15 protein-coding genes are annotated in these 14875 nt (G+C 45.3%); 10 read left to right on the top strand and 5 right to left on the bottom strand.

All coding sequences use genetic code 11. From position 1 onward, the window contains the following. Positions 1 to 149: 149 nt before the first annotated feature. The 6 genes from ACN6NF_RS18850 (at position 150) to crcB (ACN6NF_RS18825) (ending at position 8183) form a co-directional block, all read left to right on the top strand. Positions 150 to 1448 carry an NCS2 family permease gene (locus tag ACN6NF_RS18850; RefSeq protein WP_474319029.1) on the top strand — a complete coding sequence of 433 codons (1299 nt, stop codon included), beginning with the start codon at positions 150 to 152 and terminating at the stop codon, positions 1446 to 1448. A 97-nt stretch (positions 1449 to 1545) separates the two neighbouring features. After that, positions 1546 to 3363, top strand: coding sequence for an ABC transporter ATP-binding protein (locus tag ACN6NF_RS18845; protein ID WP_474319028.1), 1818 nt, complete (start codon positions 1546 to 1548; stop codon positions 3361 to 3363). Positions 3364 to 3601: 238 nt separating this feature from the next. After that, the gene (locus tag ACN6NF_RS18840) at positions 3602 to 5743 is read left to right on the top strand and encodes a HelD family protein (RefSeq protein ID WP_474319027.1); all 2142 of its coding nucleotides are present in this window, start codon (positions 3602 to 3604) and stop codon (positions 5741 to 5743) included. 279 nt (positions 5744 to 6022) lie between these two features. After that, complete coding sequence (locus ACN6NF_RS18835) at positions 6023 to 7333, top strand: replication-associated recombination protein A (RefSeq protein WP_474319026.1); 1311 nt, start codon at positions 6023 to 6025, stop codon at positions 7331 to 7333. 86 nt (positions 7334 to 7419) lie between these two features. Then, positions 7420 to 7821, top strand: a complete 402-nt coding sequence (gene crcB / locus ACN6NF_RS18830) for a fluoride efflux transporter CrcB (protein WP_474319025.1) — start codon at positions 7420 to 7422, stop codon at positions 7819 to 7821. Next, on the top strand, positions 7818 to 8183 hold the full coding sequence (gene crcB, locus ACN6NF_RS18825; RefSeq protein WP_474319024.1) for a fluoride efflux transporter CrcB: 366 nt from the start codon (positions 7818 to 7820) through the stop codon (positions 8181 to 8183). Before crcB (ACN6NF_RS18830) ends, crcB (ACN6NF_RS18825) begins: the two co-directional genes overlap by 4 nt. Before the next feature lie 107 nt (positions 8184 to 8290). Here the strand turns inward: crcB (ACN6NF_RS18825) and ACN6NF_RS18820 are convergent, their stop codons facing one another. Then, positions 8291 to 9121: a PPK2 family polyphosphate kinase gene (locus tag ACN6NF_RS18820; protein WP_474319084.1), complete on the bottom strand. Its 831-nt coding sequence runs from the start codon at positions 9119 to 9121 to the stop codon at positions 8291 to 8293. Between the two features lie 285 nt (positions 9122 to 9406). Beyond that, complete coding sequence (mnmA, locus tag ACN6NF_RS18815; protein ID WP_474319023.1) at positions 9407 to 10528, bottom strand: tRNA 2-thiouridine(34) synthase MnmA; 1122 nt, start codon at positions 10526 to 10528, stop codon at positions 9407 to 9409. A gap of 304 nt (positions 10529 to 10832) precedes the next feature. Between mnmA and cymR the strand changes: the two genes are divergently transcribed. Continuing rightward, entirely contained in the window at positions 10833 to 11252 is a 420-nt protein-coding gene (gene cymR, locus ACN6NF_RS18810) for a cysteine metabolism transcriptional regulator CymR (protein ID WP_013372613.1), read from the top strand. 92 nt (positions 11253 to 11344) lie between these two features. On the opposite strand, the gene ACN6NF_RS18805 is transcribed toward cymR, so the two are convergent. From ACN6NF_RS18805 to ACN6NF_RS18795, 3 genes are all read right to left on the bottom strand, one after another. After that, positions 11345 to 12568: a tyrosine-type recombinase/integrase gene (locus tag ACN6NF_RS18805; protein WP_474319022.1), complete on the bottom strand. Its 1224-nt coding sequence runs from the start codon at positions 12566 to 12568 to the stop codon at positions 11345 to 11347. A gap of 88 nt (positions 12569 to 12656) precedes the next feature. Next, positions 12657 to 13067, bottom strand: a complete 411-nt coding sequence (locus tag ACN6NF_RS18800) for an ImmA/IrrE family metallo-endopeptidase (protein ID WP_474319083.1) — start codon at positions 13065 to 13067, stop codon at positions 12657 to 12659. A 9-nt stretch (positions 13068 to 13076) separates the two neighbouring features. Further along, positions 13077 to 13505 (bottom strand): helix-turn-helix domain-containing protein, encoded by a 429-nt coding sequence (locus ACN6NF_RS18795; protein ID WP_474319021.1) that lies wholly within the window; start codon positions 13503 to 13505, stop codon positions 13077 to 13079. Between the two features lie 191 nt (positions 13506 to 13696). On the opposite strand from ACN6NF_RS18795, the gene ACN6NF_RS18790 reads away from it, so the two are divergent. Genes ACN6NF_RS18790 through ACN6NF_RS18780 form a run of 3 tightly spaced genes read left to right on the top strand, consistent with a single transcriptional unit; the run spans position 13697 to position 14833 of the window. Then, positions 13697 to 13900, top strand: coding sequence for a helix-turn-helix domain-containing protein (locus ACN6NF_RS18790; protein WP_474319020.1), 204 nt, complete (start codon positions 13697 to 13699; stop codon positions 13898 to 13900). A gap of 22 nt (positions 13901 to 13922) precedes the next feature. After that, on the top strand, positions 13923 to 14111 hold the full coding sequence (locus ACN6NF_RS18785) for a helix-turn-helix domain-containing protein (protein ID WP_341163325.1): 189 nt from the start codon (positions 13923 to 13925) through the stop codon (positions 14109 to 14111). Positions 14112 to 14128: 17 nt separating this feature from the next. Continuing rightward, the gene (locus ACN6NF_RS18780) at positions 14129 to 14833 is read left to right on the top strand and encodes a Rha family transcriptional regulator (protein ID WP_474319019.1); all 705 of its coding nucleotides are present in this window, start codon (positions 14129 to 14131) and stop codon (positions 14831 to 14833) included. Positions 14834 to 14875 lie beyond the last annotated feature (42 nt).

Below are 14875 nucleotides of genomic sequence, written 5' to 3'. Positions count from 1 at the left end.
TCGTAGATTTACAGTAGTATGTATTCACTTTAAGACCTGTAGTTCTGTGCATCACTTCACTTGGTGTCACAGTAGGCTACAGCTCTTTTTGTTTTGAAAAAGTGCAGCTTACTGCAAACAGATTGAACAACTTGCTGGAGGGTTTTGGTATGAAGGATGGGCTATGGTCCAGAAGTCTCGGTTTCAAGCCCGAGCATCATTGGAAAAAGGAATTAGCCGCGGGTGCCATTTCTTATTTTTCCGTTGTATACATTGTTATGGTTAATGCAACCATTTTGGCAGATGCCGGAATTCCTCTTCAAGGGGCGATGCTCGGGACGCTGCTGACATCGATGATCGGCTGTCTGCTGATGGCCTTTGGCGGAAAATCTCCCATGGTCGTTGTACCAGGGATGGGGATTAATGCCTTTTTCACTTACACGCTCGTACATTCCATGAAGCTGAGCTGGCAGGAAGCGTTGATGGTAGTTGCCGTCACAGGGATGATATTCGCCATTGTGGCATTTACATCATTGTACAAGCTGATTAGTCAGGCGATTCCCCACAATTTGCAGCATGGAATTACCGTGGGTATTGGTTTGTTTTTAACCTTTATCGGCTTGCAAAAAAGCGGGATCGTGATTGCACATCAAACCACTTTTGTGGCTATCGGTCATTTTAATGATCCCAAGGTGATCACGGCGTGTGTAACGTTACTGCTCGCTATTGTATTATTTGTGCGTAACGTTCAGGGAGGTTTGCTTATCAGCATTTTGGCAGGAACTGGGCTTGCATACATACTGGGAGCGGTAGAGCCAGCAAGCACGGTACGAACCTCTGAAACGGTACGACAGTACGGGCAATTGTTTGGAGAACTATCCTTTTCAGGCATCTTCTCGGTAGCCTTCTGGATCGCTGTTTTTTTACTGTTACTGATTGTGCTGTTCGAGAATGTAGGAATGATTACTGCACAGACCAACATGATTGGAAGACCGGATAATTTTAAGAATAGCTTGCGTGTGCTGGCTGTGACCAATATCTTTGCCGGCATTTTGGGCAGCAGTCCCGCGGTAGCCGCTGCGGAATCGACCGCTGGTATTGCCGCAGGGGGACGTTCGGGCATGACTCCGTTGGTAACTGCAATTTTATTCGGAGCGACATTTTTCTTTATTCCACTGTTGGCTTATATTCCTGACAGTGCCATTGCGCCTGTATTAATCATTATCGGAGGCCTAATGGTACAAAATGTGCGAGAGATGGATTTCAGTGATTTTACCGAAGCATTTCCTGCATTTCTGATCATGGTGATGATGCCCTTTACTTACAGTATTGTAGACGGGATGGCATTTGGTTTTATTGCATACCCCGTAGCCAAGCTGGCAGCAGGGCGGGGCAGGGAAGTGCCTGTCGCATTATATGTCATTTCTGTACTGTTTGTGGCTAACTTTGTGCTTCATTCTCTGGTGTAGTAAACTCGAAGTTAGGTTGTATTGTTCATACCCGCGCAGAGCGCGGGTGTTGTTGTTTAAACAAGAACGGTCAGACAGGAAGCGAGGTTGAGGGTTTATGGAAAAAGAACATCATGTGCGACAAGATGAACAGGAGGACTGGATGAAGGAAAAACCGGGTAAAAGACCGGATAAGGCGGGCATGGGGCGGTTCATCAAATTGATTGTGAGTGCACATCCGCCCAAGGCTATTCTGATCATCGCCCTGATTCTGACCTTGATTCAGACGATCGCTGGTTTAATCGTACCGATGATGACCAAAGGTTTAATCGATGGCTTGACCTTTTCTTCACTGAACCGTATGGTCATCGTTGGTCTGCTTGGCGCTTTTGTACTTCAAGCGGTAGCTTCGGCAGTTTCGATCTATATGTTGAACTACGCCGGACATAAAATTGTGGCTAATTTGCGCAAACGCTTATGGCATAAAATCTTATCTCTCCCCATTCCATACTTTGACCGAAATCGGTCAGGGGATACGATGAGTCGCGTTACTAATGATACAAGCCTGATTATGAACTTAATTACCGAGTATCTTGTCAATTTGATTTCTAATGTGATTGCGATTATTGGTGGTATTGCGTTGTTATTTTATCTGGATTGGGTGATGACGCTCATTATTATGACGATTGTTCCGCTAACAGCTCTGATTTTATTTCCGGTAGGCAGAAAAATGTACCGTATCTCCAAAAAACAACAGGATGAGATGGCAGATCTGACCTCAGTGTTGAGTCAGGTTATTGGTGAAATCAGGCTGGTGAAGGCTTATGGAACGGAAAGCAGAGAGGCACAGGCCGGGGAGGATCGCATTTACCGTATGTTCCGCTTCGGTCTGCAAGAGTCACGTATTTTGGCCTTAGTAGGCCCAATTTCTACCTTTTTGCTGACTGCAGTGCTAGTTATTATATTGGGTGTTGGTGGTGTTCGCGTCGCATCGGGTGTACTGACCGCAGGGGATTTAGTGGCTTTTATTTTGCTACTGTTTCAGGTAATTACACCGATGGCCCAATTCACGACCTTGTATTCACGTCTGCAAAAGGTGGTTGGGGCCACTGAACGGATTCAGACTATTTTAGATCATGAAGAGGAACCACTTGAATTGAAGCAGGAAGCGGCAAAAGAGAGCAGAGACATTGTGTTTCACGATGTTGTTTTTTCCTATACCGAAGGTGAAGAGGTTCTTCATCATGCAAACCTGGTCATTCCGGCTAATCGGACGACAGCATTCGTGGGACCGAGCGGGAGTGGGAAGTCCACCTTGTTTTCATTGTTGGAGCGCTTTTATGTGCCCGATACAGGGGAAATTCGTTATGGAGACGAACCGATATCGTCATATACACTTTCCTCCTGGCGCTCCAAAATTGGTTATGTATCACAGGAAAGCTCAATGATGACCGGAACGGTAAGAGATAATATTACGTATGGTTTGGGGCGCGAAGCTGATTTGGAAGAAGTGAGACGAGCTGCCATGATGGCGTATGCGGATACGTTTATTATGGATCTACCTCAAGGCTACGATACGGAGGTAGGAGAGCGGGGAATGAAGCTGTCCGGGGGACAGCGTCAACGGATCGCCATTGCGCGTGCGCTTCTTCGCAGTCCTGACATCCTCATGCTGGACGAGGCTACCTCTAGCCTGGACAGCTCATCCGAGCATGAGGTGCAGAAGGCCTTAGCGAACTTGATGGAAGGACGCACGACGATTGTCATTGCACACCGATTGTCTACGGTGGTCCACTCCGATCAAATTATCGTGTTAGATAAGGGCAATGTGACTGGTGCAGGAACCCATGCCGAGTTATTAGAGAACCATCAAGTGTACCGCGAGCTGGCCCAAAAGCAGTTTGTGGAGATGGGGGAGAGAAGTATGGAGTATTAAAGGTCGCTTCGCGTGTGATTTGATCCTCCGATCGCTCCGCTTCTTCGGATTCAAATCACCCGCTCAACTGGTGCCGCAAAGCTTCATACTTTTGTGAAAAAGTAGGGAATTGGGCGTATTAGGAAATAAGGTTGGATTTTTGTGGTCAAATGTGTTACGCTTACTTTCCTTTTTTTGTGTCGGAGCAAGTGAATGAGATGCAGAAATCGAGACTTGATATTCTTAGGAGGTAACTGAAATGGAGAATAAGTTTCAAAGTGCCTATCAAGAAGAACAGCACAGGCTGTCGCTTGCTATGGAGGAAATTGATCGGAGATTGGAACGGCTTCGCAATACGCCGGTGTACACCGGGCATGATTTTACGGAGCAAGTACTGGAATCCGCACGTGAGGAAAAACGCCAGGCTTTGGCCAAAAGCTCGCAAGAGCCTTATTTTGGGCGTATGGATTTTGACGAGCGCGGCAGAGGGCAGCGCAAGCCGCTTTATATCGGTAAAATCGGGGTGGAGCGTGAAGAAACGTCAGCGTATCCACTGGTGATTGATTGGCGTGCACCGATTGCCAGCTTGTTTTATTCGTTTACAGGTGGTGAAGAAACGGCGTCCTACGAAGCTCCTGAGGGAACCATCGAGGGCTTAGTGTATCTGAAACGTAACGTTGTCATTCGTAAAAGAATCCTGGAACGGGTAGCTGATACGTACAATCGTGAAAGTGACGAGCCAGCCGTTTCCGATGAGTTTCTCGTTTATCGTTTGGGAGAGAACAAGGATAACCGTCTACGGGATATCGTATCTACCATTCAAGCGGAGCAGGATCAGATCATCCGCGCGGCTAAAAATACAGCCCTTGTTATTCAGGGGGTGGCGGGTAGTGGCAAGACGACCGTGGCGCTCCATCGACTCGCATTTTTGCTGTATCAATATAAGGATCAGGTGTCGGCGGACAAAATGGTTATTTTCGCACCAAACCATATGTTTCTCGATTATATTTCAGATGTACTCCCAGAGCTGGGGGTCGGAAATATTCAGCAAAGTACATTTGCAGATTGGGCGCTAGGTTTGCTGGGGCTGGATTTAACTCTGGCAGATCCAACCGAAACGTTATCTTATTGGTTTGAAAGTGGCAGCTTGAGAACGGAATCGATGGATGAGGCGCCGGGTAGATTTAAAGGATCGGTTCATTTTATGAAGCTACTTCAGGATTTTGTGGAACGACTGGAGCCTATCTCGGTGCCTGAGGGCGACTTTTCACCTTGGGATGGGGCGGTGCTGCCGCGAACGGAGATTTTGAATTGGTTTAATGAGGAATATAAGCCCTATCCGCTCGCGAAGCGGAAGGAGCGTGTGCTGGCAAGAGTCCATCGCTGGATTGAAATGGAACTGAAAAAGTCACCTTCGGCGACTGCACTCAAGGAACGGAAGAAAAAAGCCGGATCTCGGGAAAAGGCGTATGCCAAAAAATGGCCTCAATACGATGCGTTGAAACTTTACAAGCAGCTTTTTCAGGCAGCTAAAGGATTACCTGCTGAGACCGCTGCGGAAATGAAGGCTTCTTTGCCGGCAGCCATCTTTAAGGCCACACAATCGGACCTGCGAAATCAGACGATCCGTGAAGAGGATCTGACTGCATTGGTATATCTTCACGTGCTGATTCATGAAATAGAATCATCTCAACGTTTTGACCATGTGGTCATTGATGAAGCGCAGGATTTTTCACCATTTCATATCGCCTTGCTGGATTTGTTCGTAAAAGGGCACTCCTTTACGATACTGGGCGATTTATCACAGGGGATTCATGAATATCGTGGTGTACATGCGTGGGAGGAAATGAGTTCACTATTTGCACCTGAACAAACGGGGTATTTTGCACTTACACGGAGTTATAGATCAACTTTAGAAATTATAGAATTTGCAAATACAATTTTGGAGCAGGGAGTACGTGGTGGTATTACAGCAGTTCCGGTATTTCGTAGCGGCGACCCGGTCCGTACCGTGTCTTACGACTCGTCCGTGCGTGAACAAAGTTTGCTCACCGCTCTAACAGAACTTTCTTCCAAGGAGTATCGTACTGTTTCTGTACTGACACGTACCTTAAAAGAAGCTGTGGAGCTGCATGAGGTTTTCACAAGTGCGGGGCTAGATGTGCATTTGATTGATGGTGGTAAAAAGCAATATGAAGGTGGCTTGTCTGTACTGCCTGTATATCTGTCCAAAGGTCTGGAGTTTGATGCAGTTATTGTGGCCGATGCCGATCAGGGTCATTATGGAGAACGAACATGGGATGCCAAGCTGTTGTATGTAGGATGTACGCGTGCGCTGCATGAGCTGTGGCTATTGCATGACGGTCCACTTCCGAGTTACGTACAGGCGCAAACGGAGTAATTAGAACGTTGTAGGTCAGTGCAACCAAAGAACAGCCACGAAATTCATTTTTCGTACCAGGCTGTTCTTTCTTTTTTGGATGACTTACGTGTAGCTACAGCTATACCGTGACCAGGCTATCTGCAACTTGTTATCCGATATGGTAGAATAAGAGGCGGTTTATAATCGTTTCAATGCAGTAGATAAAATTGAATTTTCATGTCTTTTAACTGTATGGGCGAACTTGTTTTCAATGAAAAAAGAAAGTGTTCGTTCATAAATGATAAGGAAGTGAATGAAATGGATTTATTTTCATATTCCCAGGAATCAACGCCAAGCAATCGGTTGCTTGCAGACCGCCTGCGTCCGACTTCGCTGGATGAATATATTGGACAGGAGCATGTTGTGGGTCCGGGCAAGCTACTGCGAAGAGCTATAGAGGCGGATCAGGTTTCTTCTATATTGCTGTACGGACCACCAGGATGCGGCAAAACGACACTGGCACATATCATTTCTCAACACACGCAAGGCGATTTTGTCCGTCTAAATGCAGTAGAAGCCTCTGTGAAGGATGTAAGGGAGGTCATCGACCGTGCACAAACGAATAAATCGATGTATGGCAAAAAGACCATTCTGTTTCTTGACGAGGTACACCGTTTTAACAGTTCGCGTCAGGATGCATTGCTGCCTGCGGTGGAAAAGGGAACGATCGTGTTTATTGGCGCCACGACGGAAAACCCCTTTCACTACGTTAACGGCGCTTTAATGAGCCGTTCTACGTTATTTCAGCTTGAGGCGCTAACCCAGGAGCACTCGCTGGCTGCTATGCGCCGTGCCTTGAGCGATGCGGACAAGGGGCTCGGCTATATGCAGCTTCAGGTAGACGAAGCTGCACTGAATCACATCGCGTCGATGGCGAACGGTGATATCCGCCGCGCATTGAACGCGCTGGAACTGGCGGCGCTTACGACACCTCCGCTGGCAGACGGCACAATTCACGTGACGCTGGAAGTGGCAGAGGAATCCATTCGCCGCCCGATTGTCAAGGCAGATGAATCCACACAGTATGACGTGCTGTCTGCCTTTCACAAAAGCATTCGCGGTTCCAGCGACGCGGCGCTGTTTTGGTTCCTGTATGCCGTAGAGAAGCTCGGCATGGACCCGATGACCTTTATTCGCCGCCTCATCGCAGCAAGCAGTGAGGACATTGGTCTGGCGAACCCGCAGGCGATGGTCCAAGCAGTGAGTGCGCTTGAAGCCTATCGCAATAACGGATGGCCTGAGGCCAAACTGAACATTGCACAGGCCATTTTGTTCGCTGTGGAAAGTCCCAAGTCGAATGCCGTATACACGGCGATTTCACGAGCCATGTCGGCCATGGACGATATGAAATCGGCCGAGGTGCCGCTGCATCTGCGCGATGCACACTACAAAGGCTCGGAAAAACTCGGCCATGTTGGCTATCAATATCCGCATAATTTTCCGAATCACTATGTAAGGCAGCAATATCTGCCCGATTCGATAGCAGACCAGACCTTTTACCAGGCCACTGAGCAAGGAAATGAGTCTAAAATCAGACAAAACCAGCGTTGGCGGGATTCACAGTCTTAATATAGGTGTGACTTTAATATATGAAGTGTGTACGACATTATCAGGTTATACCATGATCCTGCAAGAGCGAAGAAGGGGATACGAAAATGAAAGACGTACTATTCGTCGCCGCGGGTGGAGCGATCGGAACCTCTGCTCGCTACAGCCTACAATTACTGTTGCCTGTGGCTGGGGCGGATTTTCCACTTGGCGTGCTGCTCATTAATTGGCTCGGCTGTCTGTTCCTAGGCTGGTTTTTTACGGTAACCTTGCGATCGTGGCGGATCAACCCACGCTGGCGACTTGCCATCGGAACAGGCTTTACAGGGGGATTTACCACCTTTTCCACCTTTGCAGTGGATGCTGTACGTCTCACGGTTCACGATCGCATGCTGACGGCTATATTGTACCTGCTGCTTAGCGTAGGCGGGGGCTTATTTTTGACGTGGATAGGTATCCGCCTAGGCACAAAAATGACGCAGGTTGTCCCTAAGGAGGAGCATTTATGATCTGGTGGGCAGCAGCAGGTGGGATGGTAGGTACCATAGCTAGATACGGGCTTGGCATGTGGGCCGGAAAAAGGTTTAGCACTGCATTCCCGTGGGGAACGTGGATTATTAATATCAGCGGTTCATTGCTGCTCGGCTGGTTGTATGGGGAGTTCGCGCAACACAATCTGTCTCCTGCACTCTGGATGCTGCTGGGAACCGGTTTTTGTGGCGGCTACACCACCTTTTCCACGTTCGGTTATGAATCTCTTCAATTGTTGGAACATAAAAAATACCAACGTATGGCTATGTATGTATTATCTTCTGTAATAGTAGGAGTTATAGCTGCGGCAATCGGGTACAGGGTCAGCTATACCTTATAAATTTTAAAAATGACATGTGAGCACACAATAAAAGCTTCCAAATCCTCAATCAGGGCGCTATCAGCCGTGAATACGGAGTTCGGAAGCTTAGTGTTATGCTTATTTATCTATTTTTTATCTCGTTCTTTGTATAATTCAGGTAAAAGGGATTTAAGTTCAGGTCTTGGATCAGGGTCAGACAGCTTCATTTCCTCTAGCGTTTGGACGGCAATCCGCAGTACAGTATAATCTCTGTACCAACGATTGTCGGAAGGAACAACATACCAAGGAGCTTGCTTGGTTGCACTTAGCTCTAGTACCTCCTCATAGTATTGGGTGTATTGCTTCCAAAATTTCCGTTCCTGCAAATCACTCGGATCAAGCTTCCAGTTTTTGCGAGGCTTCTCAATCCGGTCAATCAGCTTTTCCAACTGGAATTGCTTTGAAATATGTAAAAAGATTTTAACCACCTTTACACCACTATCCAGCAACAACTGTTCAAAATGCTTGATATGCTTTATATTCCGTTTAGCCTGTTTATCAGATACCTGCCCGTGGACACGTGTAATCAGCACATCCTCGTAGTAAGAACGGTTGAACGCTGCAATATATCCGCGTCCTGGAGTTACGCTATGGGCGCGCCACAAGAAATCATGGCTTAATTCCTCAGTCGTAGGTGATTTAAAACTGTGTACAGTCACCCCAGCAGGGTTAAGATTAGAAAACACCTGCTTGATCACGCCATCTTTTCCGCTGCAATCCATACCTTGGAATACAAACAAAACGGCTTGTTTTTTCTCTGTAAATAACTTACTTTGTAATTCCGCGAAGCGTTCCTTCAATTGATCTGTTTCCTGCCGGATTTCTTCTTTGTTTTTAATATTCTTCGTATCTTTGGGGTCCCATTCTTTCAAAGAAACTTTTTTACCCGGTGTCAGCATTCCTAATGAATCAGACATAAAGGCACGCTCCTTTTCAATTGAAGTAATGATCTTGTTTACATCATATACCCAAATGGGGGCGTTATCAAAAATTTCGCATGGAGAGTTATACTTGATCATAGGAAAATAAATGTCCGAAGTTTGATGCATAAGTTTGTCCAGCATGACAGACATCATAAAGAGCAGATCGCCAATTCTCTTTAAGTCCATGGGCTAAAAACATATACATAAAAAAGTCGTCTCTCCCAAATCAGGAGAGACGACTTTTTTAATGATGGCTATTCAAGGCCGATAGTCATTCATTTAAACCGTTTCAGGCTGAAGTTTTTCAACCTTATCAATGGTTCCGCCACCCAGACAACGTTCCCCGTCATAAAATACAACAGCTTGTCCAGGGGTAATAGCTTTTTGATGTACATCGAATACGACATGCACGGTTCCATCCGCAAGCCATTGTAAAGTGACTTGCTGGTCAGGTTGGCGGTAACGGAACTTGGCTGTGCAGCGGAATTCGCCGGTTGGGTGTGCATCTGCCCCTTCAATCCAGTTTACATCCGTGGCAATCAGGCTGGTAGAATACAGGCTGTGGTGACGATCACCTTGTACTACATACAGGATGTTCTTCTCCAGATCCTTATCTGCTACGAACCATGGTTCGCCTGAACCTGAGCCGCCAATGCCCAAGCCTTGTCGTTGCCCCAGTGTATAGTACATCAGACCATCGTGGCGACCTTTGACTTCACCCGTAGCGATATCCACCATATCTCCACCTTTTGCAGGCAGATACCCACTCAGAAACTCCTTGAAATTGCGTTCGCCGATAAAGCATACGCCTGTGCTGTCTTTTTTCTTGGCTGTATAAAGTCCCGCAGCTTCTGCGATTTTACGTACTTCTGGTTTCGGCAGATGACCGATCGGGAACATGGCGCGCGACAACTGTGTTTGGCTTAATGCATTCAGGAAATAAGTCTGATCCTTGTTGCTGTCCACACCTCGCAGCAAAGTAAAGCGGCCGTCTTCTTCCACAACCCGTGCATAATGTCCAGTAGCAACATAATCTGCTCCCAAATCCAGCGCTTTGTTCAGAAACTCGCCGAACTTAATTTCACGGTTGCACATGACATCCGGGTTGGGTGTGCGTCCAGCTTTATATTCATCAAGAAAATAGGAGAATACTTTATCGAAGTATTCTTTTTCAAAATTGACTGTATAGTAAGGAATGTCGATCTGTTCACAGACGCGGCGCACATCCTCCGCATCCTCTTCAGCCGTACAACGGCCAAATTCATCCGTGTCATCCCAATTTTTCATGAAGATGCCGATTACGTCATAGCCCTGCTCCTTTAGCAGCAGCGCGGTAACGGATGAGTCGACGCCACCGGACATGCCGACGACGACACGGGTTTCATGATTGGCTTTAGCCATGGTCATCACCCAATTCTTTCAATATTGTTGTAGAACCCACCTATTGTAACATAAACGATAATAAGTTACGATCTTTGGACGAACAAACGACACGGCGAACGATGCCAGAAAGCTACATAAAACGGGCTAAATCTGTTGCTAATCGCTCGAAAGCAACTTTTTTTAAGATTGTTACCGTAATGTTTCCCTTTACCTGCCCTAATATGTTAACATAAGCTGAGGGTTAGGATCGGAATAGAGAGGTTTACAACTCCAATTATTCCGCGTGTTTAACGGAATTGTTACTATAAGCGAGGTGCCACAATTGAAAATATCAACGAAAGGCCGTTACGGCCTGACCATTATGATGGAGCTTGCAGCCAGGTTTGGCGAAGGTCCAACTTCTTTGAAAAGTATTGCCGAAAAAAATCAGCTATCAGAGCATTATCTGGAACAGCTCATTGCGCCTTTGCGTAATGCAGGTTTGGTAAAAAGTATCCGTGGTGCTTATGGCGGTTATATTTTGGCGAATGAGCCGTCAGGCGTAACAGCAGGAGACATCATTCGTGTACTGGAAGGTCCGATTTCTCCAGTCGATTTTACGGAAGAAGACGATCCGGCAAAACGCCAGCTCTGGCTACGAATTCGTGACAGCATTGCTGAAGTGCTGGATTCTACAACGCTTAAGGACTTGATCACATACCAAGAACATGATGAATTGGATAACTACATGTTCTATATTTAGCCAAGAGCTAGTTATATAGCCAAATTGCCTTATGTGGCAAGGGTTTTCGAGGTTATGGATTTGAGCGAGTTACCCGCAAATTACCCGCATTTCTAATTGTTGATTGCCCATTCAAAATCGTCAGCGATCTTGATTTGGCGGTTCTTTGTGACGTGTAGATAGATCAGTTCTGTAACTTTAGAATTGCTCTTATGCCCGATTCGTGCCTGAATCTCCGGCAATCCAACTCGTGGATTAGAAGCAAGTAACGATACATGGGTATGGCGTAAACTGTGTGGAGTAAGATTTGTTGGTAATTCAGCATTCGCAAGTACCTTCTTCATATAGTCGCCCATCCTTGTGACTTGAACTGGATATCCAGGATATGAGGGACACCAAAAAACAAAGTTATCCTTCGGATTAAACTTTTTGGCAGAAAGGCGTTCATCCTTTTGCCATTCCTCCAATAATCCGAGAGCCTTGGCTACAGTATCTCCAAAGCTTACAACGCGTTCGCTTTGTTCATTCTTTGGAGGGATAAAGGAATACTTAAGAACGCTTGTACCGTAAAGCTGTTTGTTTACATCAATTGTTCGTGCGTCAAAATCAATATCGTCCCACTGAAGTCCTGCTGCTTCACTGATTCGTAAGCCTGTGTAAGCTAGTACAATGAAAAAAGCCCACATGTTGGTTGTAAGCATAAACCTGGCTAATTGCAGAAATTTTTTCAACTCGTCCTTCTCAAGAAACTTGGGGAGGACTTGTCTTTTTTCTCCTGCTTTCCGAGCCTTTTTTTTCTCTTTTGGTATAACTGCATCAGCGGTTGGATCGGACTCGATCAAGCTATTTCGTTTAGCGCGTTTAAACATAAGAGACGCTGCTGTGTGTATAGTTGTAATAGTACTGCGGCTCTTACCCTCTTCTTTTAGCTTATAAAGGAAATCCTGATATTGACTCGCGGTCACGTCTGCGAGCGAAAAGCCACCAAATTGCTCCAACAGAGCATTTAGTCCATACACGCGACTTTTGATCGTATTGCCAGCTGGCTCTCGTTCTATGATATATGCTTTAAGCCAAGTCTGACTCCAAGTCCTTACTGTTAGGTCATCTGTGTATTTCAACTTTTTCTGTATCTTTTTCGCCTCGATTAATATTCCAAAATCAACTGCCTCTTGGATTGTGTCAAATCTAGGCGACTCCATTTCTTTGCTGCTTTTCTTTTCCTCCCCATCAATGAATTTGGTAGTGGGAATGTAGTAGCGATAAGTATACTTGCCATCACGTTCCCTTACATTTGTCGGTAACTTCCTTTTCGTGGAACTTTCTTTCTTTTTCACAGTTTTGACTCCTTTCTTTTAGAAAATTGGGAACATATGTTCTATTTTTGGGTATATTTAAACAGCCTTGCAGCTGGAAAGCACAAAGTTATATGTAATAATCATGAAGTTGTTTCGGGATACCGCAACGTAATAGATAAGCTTCGTGCGTTTCCCACGGCTCCCGTTCCACGGAATTTGTCAGTAGTTTAACAGCAAACAAGTTTGCTTGTCGTTCGTATTTCCCGACTGCAAAGAAAGTGTGCTCATCTAGCCAAAATTGGCTTAAACCAGAGTGTAGACGGTCATGTCCAAGCTCGTGAGCACATACTATACGCTGCCATTCATCAGACAGGCCATTATGTATACAGATAAACCGCCTTCGCAATTTACGGTAATACAGGCCCCGAGTCCCTTCATCAAATTCTACATGGCGTATTAATATATTAAGCCCCTTGGCTATAACAAAAGGGTCGTTTGTTTTGAATCGTCTAACTAGCTTGCGAATAATATCGTCCAAAACAGTCACCTACTCTTTGTTGTCCTTCGAGGCACCTTTCTTCTTTTTTCCATAAGTCTTTTTATTCATTTCCTTAGCTTCCCAAAAGAGACCAGTAAGCATATCCATGACTCTCTGACGTTTCTCTCCCTCAATTGGAACACCGTCAAACATAATTGGTTGGTCCTCTTCAAGCATCTGTTTAAAGTCAGCTATGTCCTTGGAAGTCGCCCATTCAGGAATATTCTGCGTTTCTTCGCCTTTATCATCAGTAAAATAATCCAGAGGCTTGTCAAAATAATTAGCTATTAATTTTAACGAATCTATTTGAGGGTGTTTTGTTTGTCCTGTAAGTATTTTAGTGACACCGGTGTAGGAGACGCCTGTTTCCTTGGCAAGACGGTATTTGGTAATCCCACGTTCATCCATCAATTCCTGGATTTTATCTGCTAACTCCACAACAGCAATGCCTCCTATGTATCTCAATAGTGTTATATCTCAATGAAGTTATAATAAAACACAAAAGGGAGATAAGTCAAGTATTTCGGAGATAGTGAGAGAAAAAAGGTTATTTTGTAACACTTTTGAGTTATATCGTTTGTTGATTATAATTCTGTGGAGTTATAGTATGTGTTCAGGAGGTGAACACAATGGGACAAGCAATTGAAGAGAATGTACAGAGGCTAATCGGTGCAAAAGGTTGGACAATCTACCGCCTCTCTAAAGAGAGTGGGGTTGCAGTATCTGCATTGTACAACATAGGTAGGAAAAAACAAGGTCCTTATGCTGAAACTCTAGTAAAACTCGCTGACGCTCTTGGGTGCACAGTTGATGAGTTGGTTAGATACCAATAAGAAGGTTAGGAGGATGAACCTGATGACTGTTGATTTAAAACCGACATTGGATGTTATTGACGCTGCAGAATATCTAAAAGTCAGCAAATATACTGTGATCAATCGTATCAAACAAGGTAAGTTGAAGGCCTATAAACAAGGGGGTAGATGGAGGATTAGAAGAGAATGGCTTCTTGAATATGAAAATGATCTACTCAAACAAATTGCATAATCGAAAGGAGAAACAATATGACTCAATTAGTATTTATCGAAAACGGACGAGCCGTAACTGACAGCTTGATAGTAGCTGAAGAATTTTATAAAGAGCATCGCAACGTTCTTGCTGATATTGAAAACCAATTAAAAAAGTTGGCTGAAGCTGGTTTGGAGGAATGGGGGGTGCTGAACTTTCAGCAGACCCAATATCAACATCCGCAGAATAAACAATGGTATCCCAAATTTGATATGACAGAAGATGCCTTTGCGATTGTGGCAATGTCGTATACAACCCCGGAAGCAATGAAAATGAAGGTGAAGTTTCTTACCGAGTTTAAACGGATGAAGGAAATGTTACTTAATCCGCCCGTTCCTGTACTAACAGAACGTCAAGCAATCATTCAATCTCTCAAACTCACAGCCGAGGTAGCAGAGGAAGTTGAAGTGGTGAAAGCCACTACAGCAGAACACGGCACTAAACTGGTGGAGATTGAACAGAAGTTGGACAAGCAGATCACTTTAAACAGCGGTCAACAACGAACGCTGCAAAGAGCAATTTCCAAAAAGGTGTACGCCATTGAGCCAGATAAGGACTCACGAGGCGAGTTATTCCAACAACTTCACCGCGAAATCAAAGATCGTTGGCAAGTTACTTCTTATAAGGATGTGCTTCGGAAAGAACTGGAGAACGTCCTGAACTACATTACTTACTGGCGTCCTATTAAGAAAGGAGAATGAATATGTGCGACGTACAACAACGTTTAAACGCACTTGAAAATA

It is taken from the genome of Paenibacillus sp. TSM33, from assembly GCF_056099025.1.
Note: the sequence above shows the minus strand (reverse complement) of the source record. Positions and strands in the feature narration are given on the sequence as shown.

Coding starts and splice junctions, on each gene's coding strand:
- ACN6NF_RS18780 (WP_474319019.1), top strand. CDS start 14,129: ATGACTCAATTAGTATTTATCGAAAACGGACGAGCCGTAACTGACAGC.
- ACN6NF_RS18850 (WP_474319029.1), top strand. CDS start 150: ATGAAGGATGGGCTATGGTCCAGAAGTCTCGGTTTCAAGCCCGAGCAT.
- ACN6NF_RS18785 (WP_341163325.1), top strand. CDS start 13,923: ATGACTGTTGATTTAAAACCGACATTGGATGTTATTGACGCTGCAGAA.
- crcB (WP_474319024.1), top strand. CDS start 7,818: ATGATCTGGTGGGCAGCAGCAGGTGGGATGGTAGGTACCATAGCTAGA.
- ACN6NF_RS18835 (WP_474319026.1), top strand. CDS start 6,023: ATGGATTTATTTTCATATTCCCAGGAATCAACGCCAAGCAATCGGTTG.
- ACN6NF_RS18845 (WP_474319028.1), top strand. CDS start 1,546: ATGGAAAAAGAACATCATGTGCGACAAGATGAACAGGAGGACTGGATG.
- ACN6NF_RS18840 (WP_474319027.1), top strand. CDS start 3,602: ATGGAGAATAAGTTTCAAAGTGCCTATCAAGAAGAACAGCACAGGCTG.
- mnmA (WP_474319023.1), bottom strand. CDS start 10,528: ATGGCTAAAGCCAATCATGAAACCCGTGTCGTCGTCGGCATGTCCGGT.
- ACN6NF_RS18820 (WP_474319084.1), bottom strand. CDS start 9,121: ATGTCTGATTCATTAGGAATGCTGACACCGGGTAAAAAAGTTTCTTTG.
- crcB (WP_474319025.1), top strand. CDS start 7,420: ATGAAAGACGTACTATTCGTCGCCGCGGGTGGAGCGATCGGAACCTCT.
- ACN6NF_RS18790 (WP_474319020.1), top strand. CDS start 13,697: ATGGGACAAGCAATTGAAGAGAATGTACAGAGGCTAATCGGTGCAAAA.